At 70.4% G+C, this 18027-nt stretch carries 14 protein-coding genes; 6 read left to right on the top strand and 8 right to left on the bottom strand.

What is annotated here, in order from left to right; all coding sequences use genetic code 11:
- Positions 1-48 precede the first annotated feature (48 nt).
- Complete coding sequence (gene greA, locus ACFUPX_RS41940; protein ID WP_383334613.1) at positions 49-546, bottom strand: transcription elongation factor GreA; 498 nt, start codon at positions 544-546, stop codon at positions 49-51.
- 211 nt (positions 547-757) lie between these two features.
- Positions 758-1165: a DUF4307 domain-containing protein gene (locus tag ACFUPX_RS41935; protein WP_383334611.1), complete on the bottom strand. Its 408-nt coding sequence runs from the start codon at positions 1163-1165 to the stop codon at positions 758-760.
- Positions 1166-1277: 112 nt separating this feature from the next.
- Between ACFUPX_RS41935 and mca the strand changes: the two genes are divergently transcribed.
- Positions 1278-2159 carry a mycothiol conjugate amidase Mca gene (mca, locus tag ACFUPX_RS41930; protein WP_383334609.1) on the top strand — a complete coding sequence of 294 codons (882 nt, stop codon included), beginning with the start codon at positions 1278-1280 and terminating at the stop codon, positions 2157-2159.
- The gene (locus ACFUPX_RS41925; protein WP_383334607.1) at positions 2152-2391 is read left to right on the top strand and encodes a hypothetical protein; all 240 of its coding nucleotides are present in this window, start codon (positions 2152-2154) and stop codon (positions 2389-2391) included. Before mca ends, ACFUPX_RS41925 begins: the two co-directional genes overlap by 8 nt.
- On the opposite strand, the gene ACFUPX_RS41920 is transcribed toward ACFUPX_RS41925, so the two are convergent.
- The gene (locus tag ACFUPX_RS41920; protein ID WP_383334605.1) at positions 2388-5588 is read right to left on the bottom strand and encodes a tetratricopeptide repeat protein; all 3201 of its coding nucleotides are present in this window, start codon (positions 5586-5588) and stop codon (positions 2388-2390) included. The two genes, ACFUPX_RS41925 and ACFUPX_RS41920, sit on opposite strands and share 4 nt — an antisense overlap.
- 168 nt (positions 5589-5756) lie before the next feature.
- Between ACFUPX_RS41920 and ACFUPX_RS41915 the strand changes: the two genes are divergently transcribed.
- Positions 5757-7781 (top strand): thioredoxin domain-containing protein, encoded by a 2025-nt coding sequence (locus tag ACFUPX_RS41915; protein WP_383334603.1) that lies wholly within the window; start codon positions 5757-5759, stop codon positions 7779-7781.
- 79 nt (positions 7782-7860) lie between these two features.
- Here ACFUPX_RS41915 and ACFUPX_RS41910 read toward each other — a convergent pair whose 3' ends face one another.
- The 3 genes from ACFUPX_RS41910 to ACFUPX_RS41900 all read right to left on the bottom strand — a co-directional run bounded on the left by ACFUPX_RS41910 (position 7861) and on the right by ACFUPX_RS41900 (position 10917).
- A complete protein-coding gene (locus ACFUPX_RS41910; protein ID WP_383334601.1) occupies positions 7861-8505 on the bottom strand; it encodes a TetR/AcrR family transcriptional regulator in 645 nt (214 codons plus the stop codon).
- On the bottom strand, positions 8502-10055 hold the full coding sequence (locus tag ACFUPX_RS41905) for an MFS transporter (RefSeq protein WP_383334599.1): 1554 nt from the start codon (positions 10053-10055) through the stop codon (positions 8502-8504). The genes ACFUPX_RS41910 and ACFUPX_RS41905 overlap by 4 nt, the downstream gene beginning before the upstream one ends.
- Before the next feature lie 142 nt (positions 10056-10197).
- Positions 10198-10917, bottom strand: coding sequence for a hemolysin III family protein (locus ACFUPX_RS41900; protein WP_383334597.1), 720 nt, complete (start codon positions 10915-10917; stop codon positions 10198-10200).
- Between the two features lie 306 nt (positions 10918-11223).
- Between ACFUPX_RS41900 and ACFUPX_RS41895 the strand changes: the two genes are divergently transcribed.
- The gene (locus tag ACFUPX_RS41895) at positions 11224-13068 is read left to right on the top strand and encodes a phosphoenolpyruvate carboxykinase (GTP) (protein WP_383334595.1); all 1845 of its coding nucleotides are present in this window, start codon (positions 11224-11226) and stop codon (positions 13066-13068) included.
- 245 nt (positions 13069-13313) lie between these two features.
- Positions 13314-15017, top strand: coding sequence for an Ig-like domain repeat protein (locus ACFUPX_RS41890; RefSeq protein WP_383334593.1), 1704 nt, complete (start codon positions 13314-13316; stop codon positions 15015-15017).
- A 109-nt stretch (positions 15018-15126) separates the two neighbouring features.
- On the opposite strand, the gene ACFUPX_RS41885 is transcribed toward ACFUPX_RS41890, so the two are convergent.
- Both ACFUPX_RS41885 and ACFUPX_RS41880 read right to left on the bottom strand, forming a co-directional pair.
- A complete protein-coding gene (locus tag ACFUPX_RS41885) occupies positions 15127-15537 on the bottom strand; it encodes a hypothetical protein (protein WP_383334591.1) in 411 nt (136 codons plus the stop codon).
- Positions 15538-15629: 92 nt separating this feature from the next.
- Positions 15630-16841 (bottom strand): pyridoxal phosphate-dependent aminotransferase, encoded by a 1212-nt coding sequence (locus ACFUPX_RS41880; RefSeq protein WP_383334589.1) that lies wholly within the window; start codon positions 16839-16841, stop codon positions 15630-15632.
- A 209-nt stretch (positions 16842-17050) separates the two neighbouring features.
- Between ACFUPX_RS41880 and ACFUPX_RS41875 the strand changes: the two genes are divergently transcribed.
- Entirely contained in the window at positions 17051-17884 is an 834-nt protein-coding gene (locus ACFUPX_RS41875) for a serine protease (RefSeq protein WP_383334587.1), read from the top strand.
- Positions 17885-18027 lie beyond the last annotated feature (143 nt).

Here is an 18027-nt window from a genome sequence, read left to right as displayed (position 1 = left end):
CCCCGGCGCACAGTGCGCCGGGGGCCTCACGCGTCGACCGAAGTGACCTCAGGCCTGGTACGGCTTCGCCTCAAGGATCTTGACCGAGGCGAGCTTGCCGTTCGGCAGTTCGTACTGCGCGTCCTCGCCGATCTTCTTGCCGTTCACACCGCTGCCCAGCGGTGACTGCGGCGAATACGTCTCGATATCGCTGCTCGCGTACTCGCGCGAGGCCAGCAGGAACGTCACGGTGTCGTCCTCGTCGCCGTCAAAAGCGATCGTCACCACCATGCCGGGCGCGACCACGCCGTCCGCGGCCGGCGCCTCGCCGACCTTCGCGTGCTCCAGAAGCTGGGTCAGCTGGCGGACGCGGAGCTCCTGCTTGCCCTGCTCCTCCTTGGCCGCGTGGTACCCGCCGTTCTCGCGCAGGTCGCCCTCCTCACGTGCCGCCGCGATCTTCGTAGCGATCTCGGTGCGCGCGGGACCAGACAGGTACTCCAGCTCGGCCTTGAGCTGGTTGTACGCCTCCTGGGTCAGCCAGGTGACGTTTTCGCTGGTCTGGGTCACAGGTGCTCCTCGTAGGTACTGGGAATACAAAGCATCGCCCTACCCAGAAGGATGTTCCCTAACGGGTGGGCGAAACCACGAGCCTAACAATTCAGGCGCCTGAGGGGGAGGACATAAGCCATCAGAAATACGTCAACGCAGGTGAGAGGCGGTACACCCGGGGAGTCGGCGGGTCAGCGTGACGCGTGGGGCCGACGTGTGCCGGTCCGCGTCAGTCGGAGTGGCAGCCGAGGAGCTCGGCGCTCGTCCCCCGCGCCTTCGTGCGCAGCGTGACGACCTTGTCGATCCGGCCGTTGTCCTGGTCGAAGCGGAAGTCCTTGCGGCCCACCTCTTCGCCGTCCTCGGCCTGTGAACGCAGGGTGCAGTAGCCGTTCGCGTCCGCGTCCTTGCGCACCTCCAGGTGCACCTGGACCGCATTGTCCGAGACGACGTCGAACTTGATCACTTCACCGCTGACCTTCGCCCCGGACACGTAGTCGTATCCGAACCAGCCGATCATCAGGAGGAAGAGCGCACCGAGGATGCCGCCGGCGATCTTCAGCTTGCGGTCCGCGCGCTCGTCGGCCGAGCGCGACTGGCCGTAGCGGCCATCGGGAGCCTTCTCGCTCACGGCCGTCATGATCGTCCTCCAGAAAAGGGGATGCCGGAATTTTCCGCCCCCCGGTTCCGTCACTATAGAAGCCGCCCATTGCGCCGAATCGACCGGGCGCCAGATGACTGAGGAACGAGTCTTGACTGAGCAGCTGCGACTGATGGCCGTCCACGCCCACCCCGACGACGAGTCGTCGAAGGGCGCGGCCACCATGGCCAAGTACGTGTCCGAGGGGGTGGACGTGCATGTCGTGACCTGCACGGGCGGTGAGCGCGGCGACATCCTCAACCCCAAGCTCCAGGGGGACACCTACATCCAGGAGAACATCCACGAGGTGCGCCGCAAGGAGATGGAGGAGGCGCGCGAGATCCTCGGCGTCAAGCAGGACTGGCTCGGCTTCGTCGACTCGGGTCTGCCCGAGGGCGACCCGCTGCCGCCGCTGCCCGAGGGCTGCTTCGCCCTCGAGGACGTCGACAAGGCGGCCGGTGAGCTCGTCCGCCAGATCCGCTCCTTCCGTCCGCAGGTCATCACCACGTACGACGAGAACGGCGGCTATCCGCACCCCGACCACATCATGACCCACAAGATCTCGATGGTGGCCTTCGAAGGGGCGGCGGACGCCGAGAAGTACCCCGAGAGCGAGTACGGCCCGGTCTTCCAGCCGCAGAAGCTCTACTACAACCAGGGCTTCAACCGGCCGCGCACCGAGGCGCTGCACCAGGCGATGCTCGACAAGGGCATGGAGTCGCCCTACGGGGACTGGCTCAAGCGGTGGGACGAGTTCGAGCGGGTCGAGCGCACGCTGACCACGCACGTTCCCTGCGCCGACTTCTACGAGGTCCGCGACCGCGCGCTGATCGCGCACGCCACGCAGATCGACCCCGAGGGCGGCTGGTTCCGCGTGCCGATGGAGCTCCAGAAGGAGGTCTGGCCCACGGAGGAGTACGAGCTCGCGAAGTCGCTCGTCGATACATCCCTCCCCGAGGACGACCTCTTTGCGGGCATCCGCGACAATGCCTAGCGTGAACGCACATCTGGCAATGACGCATCTCGTCCCTCTCGCCAAAGAGGTCGACGATGACAAGGTGACTCCGGGTGTTCTCGGCTTCATCGTCTTCGCGGTGATGGCCCTCGCCGTCTGGGGGCTGATGAAGTCGATGAGCAAGCACATGCGGAAGGTCGACTTCAAGGAATCCGCGGAGGCCCCCTCCGGTGAGGGGAAGACCTCCGCGGCCGAGCCCGGCAAGGGCTAGCCCGCTCTCTCCACCGTCACTCCCATCACCTCACGGGAGTGGCGGTTCGGCACCATGCCCAGGCGCCAGGCCTGCCAGCCGGTCTCCAGATCGGCGCCGCGCTCCAGGAGCAGGGCGTACGCCTCCATGTAGTCGTCCAGCTTGCCGTCGCGCGTCGGGTGACCGGCGCGGGCGAGCTGGCTGAGCTCCTCCTGGGCGACGGCGGTGCCGATCTCCCAGCCGCCGGGCGATCCGTACGGCAGCAGGGTGCAGCGCAGGAAGCGGGCCCAGTCCTCGCCGCGCCGGTCGCCGTACGAGGCGAACAGCTCGGCGGCCTCTTCGCACAGGGCGAGCGCCTGCTGGGCGCGCGTGTTCCCGGCGTCCACGACCGCAAGCTCCAGGCAGGTCCAGGCCTCGCCGTGCGCGACGCCGATGCGCTGGAAGTCGGCGCGGGCGTCCACCAGGAGCTGGCGGGCGAAGCCGGAGTTGCGCAGCGAACCCGTCTGGGCGGCGCGCTGGTCGCGGGTCACCCGGGCCGAGTGGTGGCGGGCGCAGGCCAGGCCGTACACGTCGCGCATCCGCGAGAACATCGTCCGCGAGCGCTCCAGCTCACGCACCGCCTGGTCCAGGCTGCCCGCCTCCTCCAGGGCCTGGCCCAGGTAGTAGGCGCTCCACGCCTCGCCGCGCGCGTCCTCGTTGTCGCGGTGCCGGGACACCGCCTGGCGCAGCCCGTCGACCGCCGCCGACGCGTCGCCGTCCACCAGGCGGGCCCGCGCGAGCTGCGTCAGGGCCCAGGCCTCGCCGCGGCCGTCGCGGGTGCGTCCGTACAGGTCGAGGGCGCCCTTCAGCTGCTCCTGGGCGCGCGGTACGTCGCCCATGCGCAGGCAGAGCTGGCCGAGCTGGAAGTGCGCCCACGCCTCGCCGTGCAGGGAGTCGTTCTCGCGGTGCAGGGCGAGCGAGGCCTCCAGGAGCCCCAGCGCCTCGTTCAGGTTGGCGCGGTCACGCTCCACCGCCGCGAGGGCGTGCATCGTCCAGGCGCGGTCACCGGCGAGCTCGTCCGCTGCCTGCAGTTCCAGGGCCTCGTGCAGACGCGCCGACGCCTCCGTCAGATTGCCCTGGTGGTGCAGGGTGATCCCCAGGGAGCACAGGGCCAGGGCCGCGCCCGCGTCCTGGTGGGCCTCCAGGTACAGGTCCACGACCGACGTCAGGGTCGTGCGCGCCTGGTCGAGCTCGCCCAGCTGACGGGAGGCGATGCCCGTGCGCCACCGCACGCTCCGGGTGAGCAGGCCCTTGTCGACGGCCTGCGTCAGCTCGCTGATCTCGCCCAGGCGGTAGAGGTCGCCGCGCAGCAGGCAGTAGTCGCAGAGCGCGCCCAGGAGGTTGAGCACCGCCTCCTGGTCCACGCCCTCCGCGTGCCGCAGCGTCGCCGTGATGAAGCTCGACTCGTCGTCGAGCCAGCGCAGGGCGGCATCGAGCGAGGAGAAGCCGTGCCGGTCGAACTGGCCGGCCCGCGTCGACATCTTGCCGTCGACCAGGCGGATCACGGATCCCGCGAGCTCGCTGTAGCTGACGATCAGGCGCTCCTGCGCGGCCGTGCGCTCGGCCGGCTCCTCCTCGTCGATGAGCCGGGCGAGCGCGAAGGCGCGTACGAGGTCGTGCAGGCGGTAGCGGCTGCCGCGCACGTGGTCGACGAGGCCCGCGCGGGAGAGCGCGGTCAGCTGGCGTGCCGCCTCGTTCTCGTCGGCGCCGAGCAGGGCGGCCGCTGCCGCCGCCCCGAGGGACGCGCGGCCCGCGAGCGCGAGCCTGCGCAGGAGGCGCCGGGCGGGCTCGGCCTGGTCGGTGTAGCGCAGCCACAGGACGCGCTCGACCGGCTCGACCGGGCCGTACGCGGCGAGATCGGAGGCGAGCTGACGTGCCGTACGCGCGCCGATCGAGGACCCGGCGACCCGCAGGGCGAGCGGCAGCCCACCGCACAACTCCCGTACGGCGTCGGCGGATTCGGCGTCGTAGGGCCCCGAAGCGTCCTGCGCCGCCTCCCTCAGGAGCTCCTCCGAGCCCGCCGCGTCCAACGGCTCCACCGGCAGCTGGTGCACCCAGGCGGGGAGGTCGGCGGGCAGTTCCAGGGGCTTGCGGGTGGTGACGACGACGAGGCTGTCGGAGCGCTCGGGCACCAGGGTGCGCACCTGCTCCGGGTCGCTCGCGTCGTCGAGCACGACGGTCACCGCGAGCCCGGTCAGATACTGGTGGTACAGCTCGCTGAGCCGCTTGACCTGCTGCTCCTGGGAGGAGCGCTCCCGGAACAGCAACTGCTCGCGCGGGGCGCCCAATCGATTCAGCAGATGCAGCAGCGCGTCCCGCGTGGACAGCGGCTTGGAGCTCTCGCCCCGCAGGTCGACGACGCAGGCGCCCCGGAACTGGTCCCGCAGATCGTGCGCGGCCCGCACGGCGAGCGAGGAGCGCCCCGAGCCCGGCGCGCCGTGCAGCACGACGACGGTCGGCCGGGTCTCGGTGCTGGCCCGCGCGGCGTGCACCCACTGCGCGACACGGGCGAGCTCGGCGCGACGCCCGGCGAACGGGCCGTCCGGCTCGGGCAGTTGGGTGAAGGACTGCTCCAGTACGGTGCGCCTGCGCGCCGCCGCGCTCTTGTCCGTGCCCCGCAGCTGGGGCGCGGCCTTCTTCTTGCTGGGCCCGGAGGACGCCTGGAGCACCCGCTGCTGGTCGATGAAGGGCCGGATGCCCCGCACCTCAAGGGCCGTCAGCCACTGGAGCCGCAGCTGCTCGGGCCCGCCCGGCTGGTTGATCGCACCGGCGCGGCGGCTGGCGTCGGGCACATGGGAGGCGGTGACCTTCAGGACGGTGGTGGCCGCGCCGATGACGCCGACGGCGGCGCCCACGCCGAGCGCGGTCGAAGTCCCGGTCCCGAGCACGAGGTCGGCGACGCACGCCGCGACAGCCGCAACGGCGGCCACCAGCAGCGGAGTTCCCGCCCCCTCCTTGGCATAGCGCTGCCCGAAGGAGAGCTGCCCGGCCGCCGCCTCGTCGACGGCCCGCGCATAGGCGGCGTACTCCTCGTCGGCGGTCTGCCCCATGGCGTCGAGCGCGCCCCGGGCCCGCGTGAGCAGCACACCCCCGTCGATGCGCCCGCCGGAGCGCCGCACCTCTTCCTCCACCGCCCGCACCAACAGCCGCTCGGCTTCGGCCCGATGGCTGTCCCGCATATGGGTCCCCCTCCGAGAGCAATCTGAGAGCAATAGTCGTCTGCGGTCACAAGTGTCCTGCGTACGGGCCTCCGGCGCGAGGGAGTCCGCGGATCACGTGGGGACAGCCCTCGGATGACGTGGGGGCAGTCCCCGGATCGGCGGCCCATGTGCGCGAGGATGGGGGGCATGCCGAACCGACTGGCCCATGAAACGTCCCCCTACCTCCTTCAGCACGCCGACAACCCCGTCGACTGGTGGCCCTGGTCGGCAGAGGCCTTCGAGCAGGCACGGGAGCGAGGCGTTCCCGTGCTGCTCAGCGTGGGGTACAGCAGTTGCCACTGGTGTCACGTCATGGCGCACGAGTCCTTCGAGGACGCCGGGACGGCCGCCTTCCTGAACGAGCACTTCGTCAACGTCAAGGTCGACCGCGAGGAGCGGCCCGACATCGACGCCGTCTACATGGAGGCCGTGCAGGCCGCGACCGGCCAGGGCGGCTGGCCCATGACGGTCTTCCTCACCCCCGACGCCGAGCCCTTCTACTTCGGCACGTACTTCCCGCCCGAGCCCCGGCACGGCATGCCCTCCTTCCAGCAGGTCGCCGACGGGGTGCGCCGGGCCTGGACGGACCGGCGCGACGAGGTCGACGAGGTCGCCGGGAAGATCGTCCGCGACCTCTCCGAGCGCCAGCTCGCGTTCGGCTCCGACGAACTGCCGGGCGGGGACGACCTCGCGCAGGCGCTGCTCGGCCTGACGCGGGACTACGACGCCTCGCGGGGCGGCTTCGGGGGTGCGCCCAAGTTCCCGCCGTCCATGGTCGTGGAGTTCCTGCTGCGGCACTACGCCCGCACGGGCGCGGAGGGCGCGCTCCAGATGGCCGCCGACACCTGCGAGCGGATGGCGCGCGGCGGGATCTACGACCAGCTGGGCGGCGGCTTCGCGCGCTACTCCGTGGACCGCGAGTGGACCGTGCCCCACTTCGAGAAGATGCTGTACGACAACGCCCTGCTCTGCCGGGTCTACGCCCACCTGTGGCGGGCCACGGGCTCGGACCTCGCACGGCGTGTCGCCCTGGAGACCGCCGACTTCATGGTGCGCGAACTGCGCACGAACGAAGGCGGGTTCTCCTCCGCGCTCGACGCGGACAGCGAGGACGCCACGACCGGCAAGCATGTCGAGGGCGCCTACTACGTGTGGACGCCGGAGCAGCTGCGCGAGGTGCTCGGCGACGCGGACGCCGAGATCGCCGCCGCGTACTTCGGGGTGACGCGGGAAGGCACCTTCGAGGAGGGCGCTTCGGTCCTCCAGCTCCCGGAGAACAGCGGCGTGGCGGCGGACGCCGCGCGGCTCGACTCGATCCGGGAGCGGCTGCTCGCCGCGCGCTCGCAGCGGCCCGCGCCCGGCCGTGACGACAAGATCGTCGCCGCCTGGAACGGACTCGCCGTCGCGGCGCTCGCCGAGGTGGGGGCGTACTTCGAGCGGCCCGACCTGGTGGCGGCGGCGGTCGGCGCGGGCGATCTGCTCGTGCGGCTGCACATGGACGACCGGGCGCGGCTCTCCCGTACGTCCAAGGACGGCCAAGTGGGCGCCAACGCGGGTGTGTTGGAGGACTACGCCGATGTCGCCGAGGGGTTCCTCGCGCTGGCCTCCGTGACGGGGGAGGGGGTGTGGCTGGAGTTCGCCGGGTTCCTGCTCGACCATGTCCTCGGGCAGTTCGTGGACGAGGAGTCCGGGTCCCTGTACGACACGGCCGCGGACGCCGAGCAGTTGATCCGCCGCCCGCAGGATCCCACCGACAACGCGGTGCCTTCCGGGTGGACGGCGGCCGCGGGCGCACTGCTCTCGTACGCCGCGCAGACCGGGGCGGAGCCTCATCGGCGCGCCGCGGAGCGGGCGTTGGGGGTGGTGAAGGGGCTCGCGCCTCGGGCGCCGCGGTTCATCGGGCACGGGCTCGCGGTGGCCGAGGCCGCGCTCGACGGGCCGCGTGAGGTCGCCGTGATCGGTCCGGTGGGCGGGGACCTGCACCGGACCGCGCTGCTCGGGACGGCGCCGGGGGCCGTGGTCGCCGTCGGCGCCGCGGGCGACGACGAGCTTCCGCTGCTCGCGGGGAGGGGGCTCGTGGAGGGACTTCCGGCGGCTTACGTCTGCCGGCGGTTCGTCTGCGACGCGCCGACCGTGGATGCGGGGGATCTGGCGACGAAGCTCTCCGGCTGAGGCTCGGGCGGTCCTTACCTGACGTCCTCGATCGCCGGACGGGCCGAGACTCTTGGCCCGTCCGGCGATCGACGGGGACTTACGGCGCCCCGTGCCCGGAGGCGAAGCCGTCGGCCAGCATGTTCAGGGTGCGGTCCACCAGTTCGCCCAGGTCGTCCTGGTGGTCGTGCTCCGCCCAGTACGCCGCCGTCTCCGTCAGGGCGCCGATCAGGCCCATCGAGAAGACCCGGACCTCCAGCTCACCCGGCTCGCGGCCGGTGCGTTCCCCGATGACCCCGCAGAGCATCCGGCCGGTGACCGACATGCTCTCCAGCATCCGGGAGCGCACGGCGGGGACCTCGACCATCAGGCGCGTACGCAGGCGTGAGACCTCCGGCTCCTCGGTGAAGCCGAGGCCCACCGCCCTGCGCAGCACGTGCCGCAAGGACTCGACGATCGGCTCGTCCGCGGGGCGCGCCCGCAGCTCGTCCTCCAGGAGCGGGTCGTACTCGTCGGTGAGGACGATGTCCTCCTTGGTGGGGAAGTAGCGAAAGACGGTCGACGCCGACACCTCCGCGGCCTCGGCGATCTGCTCGACCGTCGTCGCGTCGTACCCCTGCTCCTCGATGAGCCCGTAGGTGGCGTCCCGGATCGCGATGCGGGTCTTCAGCTTCTTCCGTTCGCGAAGCCCAGGCCGGGGGCCTTGCGAGGAAGCGGTGGTGCGTACGGCCGTCATGGCGCTCATTGTCGGGCATTCTCCGTCCGCCGTGCCATCTCGGCGTCCGGCGACGGCGGCGCCTTGGGCAGCAGCGCCGCGACGAGCAGCGCGGTGACCAGCGCGGCGATCCCGCTGACCAGAAGGACCGTCGCCATCCCGTCGATGTACGCCTCGTCGGCGGAGCCGATGAGCCCGGGAACCCCGAGCCGGTCGGCGACCGCGTGGGCGGCCACCACCGAATCGCCCGCGGTGTCGGCGGCCCCGGACGGCAGCCCGCCGGTGTCGAGCCGGTCGACGTACACCCCGGAGAGCAGCGAGCCGAGCAGCGCGATCCCGATGGCGCTGCCCACCTGCCGCACCGTCATCAGGAGCCCGGTGCCCGATCCCGCGCGCTCGACGGGGAGCGCGCCGAGTGCCGAGTCCATGGACGGTACGACGGCGAAGCCGAAGCCGAGCCCGGCGATGCTGAGCCACAGCGCCGTGAAGCCGTACCCGGAGTCGGCATGCGTGCGGCTGCCGAGGATCGCCGCGAAGGCCAGGACGACGAGCCCGCAGCTGATCACCGCGCGCGGGCCGAAGCGGCGTACGACGGGCTCCGCGCCCTTCGCGGCGACGATCAGCCCGCCCATCATCGGCAGCAGCCGCACCCCGGTGCCGAAGGCGTCATGGCCGAGGACCGCCTGGAGATACGGCGGGAGCACGAACATCAGGCCCGACAGGACGAACATGACGAGCGTCGCCGCGACCGTGTTGAGCAGGAAGCCCCGGTTGCGCAGCAGCGCCATGTCGAGCATCGGGCGCGGCAGATGGCGTTCCCGCAGGACGAGTGCGGCGATCAGGGCGACCGCGCCGCCGAGCATGGCCAGGACCAGGGGGTCGCCCCAGCCGCGTACGGGCGCCTCGATGATCCCGTAGATGAGCGCACCGAGCCCGGCGGCGGTGAGCGCGGTGGAGGCGGCGTCCACCGTGGGGGACGACGGGTCGGTCGTCTCCGGGAGGAGGAAGACGCAGGCCGTGATGCCGATCGCGACCATCGGGACGTTGATCAGGAAGATCGAGCCCCACCAGAAGTGGTCGAGGAGCCAGCCGCCGACGATCGGCCCGAGCGGCGCGCCGAGCGCGGCGGCGGCCGAGACGATGCCGACGGCCCTGGTCCGCTCGCCGGGCGCGAAGAGCGCGGGCAGCACGGCCATCGCGAGGGGCATGACGAGCGCGCCGCCCAGGCCCATGACCGCCCGTGCCGCCACGACCAGCTCGACGGAGTCGACGAGGGCGCCGAGCAGCGAGCCCACCAGGAAGATCCCGAGCCCGGTGACCAGCATCCTGCGGCGCCCGAACCGGTCGCCGAGCAGTCCGGCCGGGAGCATCAGGGCGGCGAAGACGATGACGTACGCATCGGCCATCCACTGTTGCTCGCCCGTGCTCGCGTCCAGTTGCCCGGCCATCGTGGGCAGGGCGACGTTCAGGATGGTCAGGTCGAAACCGAGCACGAGCATGCTCGCGACCAGGGCGGCGAGCGCCCACCAGCGGCGGGGGTCCTGCCGGTCGACGGCAGGTTGATTTATGACAGTGGCCATGAATTGAGAGTAGCTCTCAAAAGGTAGTCACAGTCAAGAGTCAGGGGTGACGTACCTCCATCCGCATGTCTCCGCGCACGCAAATGGCCGCGGCTCGAAAGCCGCGGCCATAAAGAGGGGAGAGGTGTGGGGGCTGCCCTTGCTAGTACGCCACCAGCGAGATGCCCACGTAGTGCACCGCGAACGCGGCCAGCGTCAGGGAGTGGAAGACCTCATGGAAGCCGAAGAAGCGCGGGGACGGGTTGGGGCGCTTGATTCCGTAGATCACGCCGCCCGCGCTGTAGAGCAGCCCGCCGACGATCACCAGGACCAGGACGGCGATGCCGCCGGTGCGCATGAAGTCGGGCAGGTAGAAGACCGCCGCCCAGCCCATCGCGATGTAGCACGGGGTGTAGAGCCAGCGCGGCGCGCCGACCCAGAAGACCCGGAAGAGGATGCCGGCCACCGCGGCGCCCCAGACGCCCCAGAGCAGCCACTGCCCCTTGGAGTCGGGCAGGAGCAGCATCGTCAGCGGGGTGTACGTGCCCGCGATGATCAGGAAGATGTTGGCGTGGTCGAGTCTGCGCAGCACGCCGTCCGCGCGCGGGCCCCAGGTGCCCCGGTGGTAGATCGCGCTCACACCGAAGAGCAGGCAGGCCGTCAGGACATAGATGCCGCAGGCGATCCGGGCGCGCGGAGAGTCCGCGAGCGCCGTGAGCACGATGCCGGAGATCAGCACCGCGGGGAACATGCCCGCGTGCAGCCAGCCGCGCATCTTCGGCTTCACTTCTGCGAGGTCGGGGAGCGGCAGGGCGTCGAGCGCCGACGAATCCGGGCTCTTGGCCTGCGACTTCGTGACAGCGTCGGGGACGGGAGCGGTCATATCGGCATGGTACCTACGCAACCGTAAGTTAGGCATCAGTCGTGGGTGAACCGTGGCGTACAAGTGGCGATGGTCACGGTGATACCCGAGCGTACAAGTGACGGATTCGCGTACGGGAGGCCGCCTGCGCGAGTGGCGATGCTCACGCCGCTCACGTGTGAGGCCCTCTGGACATATGCGCGGATGCGTCGGATGATCAAATGAGTGCGGTCGGCACCGGATGAGCGCCAGAGGGAACAAGTGAAGCGTCCGGGTCGCAGCCCCCACGGGGCAACAAACCTATAAACCCCTCGTATAGGAGCAATCGTGGCGCGCGACATCGCGGCTCCCCTTCTCTCTGAGTCCCTGGGCACCGTTCCCACCAACCACCAGGACCTCGTGTCCTGGGTGAGCGAGATCGTCGAACTGACGCAGCCGGACAGCGTGGTCTGGTGTGACGGATCCGAGGCCGAGTACGAGCGCCTGTGCGAGGAGCTCGTCGCCAAGGGCACCTTCAAGAAGCTCGACCCGATCAAGCGCCCGAACTCGTACTACGCGGCCTCCGACCCGACCGACGTCGCGCGCGTCGAGGACCGCACCTTCATCTGCTCCGAGAAGGAAGAGGACGCGGGCCCGACCAACCACTGGAAGGCCCCCGCCGAGATGCGGGAGATCTTCACCGGCGAGAAGGGCGTCTTCCGCGGCTCGATGCGCGGCCGCACGATGTACGTCGTGCCCTTCTGCATGGGCCCGGTCGGCTCACCGCTGTCCGCCATCGGCGTCGAGATCACCGACTCCGCGTACGTCGCGGTCTCCATGCGCACCATGACCCGCATGGGCCAGGCGGTCCTGGACGAGCTCGGCGACGACGGCTTCTTCGTCAAGGCCGTCCACACGCTCGGCGCGCCCCTGGAGCAGGGCGAGGCCGACGTGCCGTGGCCCTGCAACTCCACGAAGTACATCTCGCACTTCCCCGAGGACCGCGAGATCTGGTCGTACGGCTCGGGCTACGGCGGCAACGCCCTGCTCGGCAAGAAGTGCTACGCCCTGCGCATCGCCTCCGTCATGGCGCGCGACGAGGGCTGGCTGGCCGAGCACATGCTGATCCTCAAGCTCACGCCGCCGGAGGGGGAGTCGAAGTACGTCGCGGCAGCGTTCCCGAGCGCCTGCGGCAAGACGAACCTCGCCATGCTGGAGCCGACGACCCGCGGCTGGACCGTCGAGACCATCGGTGACGACATCGCCTGGATGCGCTTCGGCGAGGACGGCCGGCTCTACGCGATCAACCCCGAGGCCGGTTTCTTCGGCGTCGCGCCCGGCACCGGCGAGCACACCAACGCCAACGCCATGAAGACCCTGTGGGGCAACTCGGTCTTCACGAACGTCGCCCTCACCGACGACAACGACGTCTGGTGGGAGGGCATGACGGAGGAGACTCCCGCCCACCTCACCGACTGGAAGGGCAACGACTGGACCCCCGAGTCGGGCGTCCCCGCGGCCCACCCGAACGCCCGCTTCACCACGCCCGCCTCGCAGTGCCCGATCATCGCGCCCGAGTGGGAGGACCCCAAGGGCGTGCCGATCTCGGCGATCCTCTTCGGCGGCCGTCGCGCCAGCGCGGTGCCGCTGGTGACGGAGTCCTTCAACTGGCAGCACGGCGTCTTCCTCGGCGCGAACGTGGCCAGCGAGAAGACCGCCGCGGCCGAGGGCAAGGTCGGCGAGCTGCGCCGCGACCCCTTCGCCATGCTGCCGTTCTGCGGCTACAACATGGGCGACTACATGGCCCACTGGGTCAAGGTCGGCGCGGACAAGCCCGACCAGTCGAAGCTGCCGAAGATCTACTACGTGAACTGGTTCCGGAAGAACGCCGAGGGCAAGTTCGTGTGGCCCGGCTTCGGCGAGAACAGCCGCGTCCTGAAGTGGATCGTCGACCGCCTCGACGGCAAGGCGGACGGCGTCGAGACCCCCATCGGCATCCTGCCGACGGTCGACTCGCTGGACACGGAGGGCCTCGACCTGCCCGCCTCCGACCTGGAGTTCCTGCTCACGGTGGACAAGGAGGTCTGGCGCGACGAGGCCTCGCTGGTCCCCGAGCACCTGAACACCTTCGGCGACCACACGCCCAAGGAACTGTGGGACGAGTACCGCGCGCTCGTGCAGCGTCTCGGCTGACGTCCCCGCGCATTCCGGATGGGCCCCGCACAACGGCGTGCGGGGCCCGTCCGCGTGTACGCGCCGGGACCATCCGTGCATGTACGCATCTTGCGCACCTTGCCTTCACCTAGCTCTCACATGTTTCAATGACCCCACACGGGGGGCCGCTGATCGATGCGCGCCGCCAAATGTGCCTGTGGGGGGCCAAGTTGAAGAAGTCTCAGCGGTTAAGACGTGTGACGGGCGCAAGGCGTGTGACGGGGGTGGCGCTTTCGGTGGCGCTCGGCTCCGCGGGGCTGATCGCCGTGGCCGCGCCCGCCGCGCACGCCGCCACTCCCTCGGACGAGGCGGCCAAGCTGCCGATCTCCTCGTTCGGGGCGATGGTGGTCGACGACGCGCACGAGCGCGTCTACGTCAGCGACGCAGGCAAGAGCAGTGGCGCGAGCCAGGTCTGGGTCTACAACTTCCAGGGCCAGCGGGTGGGTTCACTCGTCACCGACCAGCCCGCCTCCGGCATGGCGCTCAGCGCGGACGGCGCGACGCTGAACGTGTCGGTGTCCAACCGGATCGTGGCGTTCGACACGGCGACGCAGACCAAGAGCGGCGCGTCCTACACGCCCTACGACGTCGAGTGCGGCCGGGACGTCGCCGTCGCGGGCGGCAAGACGTGGTTCACCGAGACGCCGTACACCGGCTCGTACTGCGACAGGGCCGACAACGGCGCGTATCTGTACGGCGTCAAGGACGCCTCGTACGTCAACACCGGCTGGAGCAGCGAGGGCCGGCTGAAGCTGGAGGCGGGGCCCGAGGCGCCGGACCGGCTCGTGATGGGGCAGGCGGGCGCGGGCAACGCGGCCAACGCGTTCCTCACCACGTTCGACGCGAGCGGCGAGACCCTGGTGCGCGGTCCGCAGCGGCGGTTCGCGGACGCCGAGGGCAAGGGCGCGCTCGACCTGAAGGACATCGCCCAGAGCGCCGACGGCAAGCGGATCGCCGTCGCCGACGCGGCCTACGGCACCCGGCTGCTCGACGCCGCCGATCTGGCGGACGCCCCGGCGGGCTACCAGCCGCTGGCGGAGGGCGCGAAGGCCTCGGCGGTGGCGTTCAGCGGCGACGGAAAGTACGTGGCGCGCGGTGCGGTCGCCTCGGGCAGCGCGGCGGATCTGCTGATCCAGCCAGCCGACCCGGCGGACGGCGCCAAGACCCTGGAGTTCGCCTTCGAGGGGGAGCTCGACGGCTCGCGGGTCGTGCCGCAGGGGCTCGGCTGGACCAAGGACGGCGCACGGCTCTTCGCGGTGACCTCGGACGGCGGCGGCAGCCACTGGCTGCACGTCATCACGCCGCCGGCCGCCCAGTACGACTCGCGCTTCACGGGCACCCTGAGCACCACGCCTTCGAAGCCCGTGGTCGGTGAACCGCTCGGCATCCGCGGCAAGTTGGAGCTCGACGGGCCCGCGCCCACGGAGCCGGTGAAGGTCGCCGCGGTCCGCAAGGACGCCGACGGCACGACGGAGGTGGCGTCCGCCAAGGTCGCGGCCGACGGCGGCTTCACCGTCCTGGACGTCCCGGACCGGCTCGGCGAGGCGACGTACACGCTGCGGTTCCTCGGCGATGTCACGCACCGGCCCGCCGGTGACGTCACGGTCACCGTGGACGTGGCGAAGGCGGCGACGGCGATCGAGCTGACGGCTCCCGCGGAGGCGACCCGCAACGGCGGCGTCGAGATCACCGGCAAGCTGACCGGGCAGGGGCGAGCGCTGCCGTCCGGGATCGCGCTGAAGGTGACGCGGACCGACAAGTCCGGCGCGACGGGTGAACTGACGTCGGCGCAGGTGGCGGCGGACGGCACGTTCCGGCTCAGGGACCTGCCGAGCAAGAAGGGCAAGACGGTCTACGCGGTGAGCTACGAGGGCGATGCCCTGCACGGCGGATCGACCGCTCGGGCCACGGTGAAGATCACCGGCTGACCGGCCAGGTGAAGATCGCCGATTGAGCGACGGTGCGACGGGCACCCCCGGCCGTCGTCACCGTTGGTGGCACCCGGTCCGTGGCCTCACCGGCCGCGGACCGGGGCCGTCAGAGGGCGCCGACGAGGTGGGCGGCGCCTGCGTGCGCGTCCATGCGACGGGCGGCGAGGATCGCCGCCGCGGTGTCTGCGCGGGACGCGGCCACCACCAGGGCCCGGCCCGCGAGGGCGTGGGCGCGCTGGTGCAGGGCGTTGAGGTGCGGCTCGTGGATGGCGGTCACCACGGCCGAGCGTACGGGGACGAGGCCGCCGCGCAGCCGGGACACCTCGGACGCCAGCTGTTCGGCGGCGTCGTCCAGGTCGGCGGCGGGCGCCAGGGCCCGCAGCTCGTCCGTGACGGCGAGGAGCGCGGCCAGATGCGCGGCGAGCTGGGTGTCCAGCTCCTCCTCACGGGAGCGGTGCGGGAAGTCGCCCGGGTCGGCCATGGCATGGACCGACTTCGTGCGGATCGGCTCGTACATGGGATGGCCTCCTGGCGGGTAGCTTGAAAGCCATCCTACATTAGATTCTGTCTAAAGTTGATCGGGGCTCCCCTTCCCGGGGGCTGCGGGGGCTAGGGCTGGCTGTAGCCGTCCAGGAAGGTGCCGATCCGGGTGACGGCCTCGGTCAGGTCCGTCGCCGTGGGCAGCGTGACGACCCGGAAGTGATCCGGCTCGGGCCAGTTGAAGCCGGTGCCGTGGACGACCATGATCTTCTCGGCGCGGAGCAGGTCGAGCACCATCTGGCGGTCGTCCTTGATCTTGAAGACCTTCGGGTCGAGCCGCGGGAAGAGGTAGAGCGACCCCTTGGGCTTCACGCAGCTCACGCCGGGGATCTGCGTCAGCAGGTCGTACGCCGTGTCGCGCTGTTCGACGAGCCGGCCGCCCGGCAGCACGAGGTCGTTGATGGTCTGCCGCCCGCTGAGCGCGGCGACCACGCCGTGCTGGCCCGGCATGTTCGCGCACAGGCGCATGTTCGCCAGGATCGTCAGGCCCTCGATGTACGAGGACGCGTGCGCCTTCGGCCCCGAGATGGCCACCCAGCCGACGCGGTAACCGGCCACCCGGTACGCCTTCGACATGCCGTTGAAGGTGAGGGTGAGCAGGTCCGGGGCGATGGCGGCGGTGGGGGTGTGGACCGCGTCGTCGTAGAGGATCTTGTCGTAGATCTCGTCCGAGCAGACCAGGAGATTGTGGCGCCGGGCGATGTCGGTCAGGCCGCGCAGCATCTCCTCGCTGTACACGGCGCCCGTCGGATTGTTCGGGTTGATGATGACGAGCGCCTTGGTGCGGTCGGTCACCTTGCGCTCGATGTCGGCGAGGTCCGGCATCCAGTCCGCCTGCTCGTCGCAGCGGTAGTGCACGGCCGTGCCGCCGGAGAGCGAGACCGCGGCGGTCCACAGCGGATAGTCCGGCGCCGGTACGAGGACCTCGTCGCCGTCGTCGAGCAGGCCCTGCATGGCCATCACGATGAGCTCGGAGACGCCGTTGCCGATGAAGACGTGCTCGACGTCCGTCTCGATGCCCAGCGTCTGGTTGTGCATGACCACCGCGCGGCGGGCGGCGAGCAGGCCCTTCGCGTCTCCGTAGCCGTGCGCGTCGCCGACGTTGCGGAGGATGTCCTCCAGGATCTCGGGCGGGCACTCGAACCCGAAGGCCGCGGGGTTGCCGGTGTTGAGCTTCAGGATGCGGTGGCCCGCGGCTTCCAGCCGCATCGCCTCCTCGAGCACCGGACCCCGGATCTCGTAACAGACGTTGGCGAGCTTCGTCGACTGGATGACCTGCATGTCCGCGAGCTTACGGCCGCGTAACGCCACCTGCCTCGTGTTTTGCGCCACGTCAGGGCGTGGCGCCGGCCGGTCAGGCGTTCGGGGTTGTCCTGTCAGCGGTCAGTCGTGTCCGTATGCGGTCTTGTTCTCGCGGCCGAGTACCTCAACAATGCGCATGACAAAACCAAGCAACTTCGGTCACATAGTCAACAGAGGGGACCCCCCACATGAACAAGCCTCTCGTCGTCGCGTGCTTCTCCGCCCTGCTCCTCGGGGCGACGGCGGTACCCGCGACGGCCGTCAGCGACGCACGGCCCGCCAAGGCGAAGGCGGTTGACTTCGCGGGCACCGTGGCGCTGAGCAACTGTTCCGGCTCCGTCGTCCGCGTGGCGGACTCGAAGCCGGACGACCCCGCGCTCGTGATGTCCAACGGACACTGCCTGGAGAGCGGCTTCCCGGCGCCCGGCGAGGTCGTCGTCGACAAGCCGTCGTCCCGCAGCTTCACCCTCCTCGACGCCGGTGGCGGCGACGCCGGCACGGTCAAGGCGAGCAAGATCGCGTACGGGACGATGACGGACACGGACCTCTCGCTCTACCAACTCACCAGCACCTACGGCGAGATCGAGAGCAAGTTCGGCATCAAGGCCCTTGAGCTGAACGCGGAGCACCCGGAGCAGGGGAAGGCGATCACGGTCGTCTCCGGCTACTGGAAGAAGACGTACAAGTGCAGCGTCGACGGGTTCGCCTACCGCCTCAAGGAGGGGAACTGGACCTGGAAGGACTCGGTCCGCTACACCTCCGACTGCCAGACGATCGGCGGCACTTCGGGCTCACCGGTGGTCGATGACGCGACCGGCAAGGTCGTCGCCGTCAACAACACCGGCAACGAGAGCGGCGAGGAGTGCACGGACAACAATCCGTGCGAGGTCGACGAGAGCGGCAAGGTGACGGTCCGCGAGGGCATCAACTACGCCCAGCAGACGTACGGCATCGTGCCGTGCGTGGCACCCGGCAACAAGATCGACCTGAGCCGCGAGGGCTGCGCGCTCCCCAAGCCGTAAGGCTTCGGACCATGGCGGGGCCGCCCCAACCCGCCCGCCCCCCCCCAAATAAAAAAATAAAACCCCCAGTACCCCCCCCCCCCCCCCCCCACAAAAAACAAAAAAAAAAAAAAAACCCAACCAAAAAACAGAAGGAAAAAAAA

This window comes from Streptomyces sp. NPDC057302, from assembly GCF_042667685.1.
Lineage (GTDB): Bacteria > Actinomycetota > Actinomycetes > Streptomycetales > Streptomycetaceae > Streptomyces.
The sequence above is the reverse complement of the archived record's forward strand: the minus strand, read 5'-3'. Positions and strand labels throughout refer to the sequence as shown.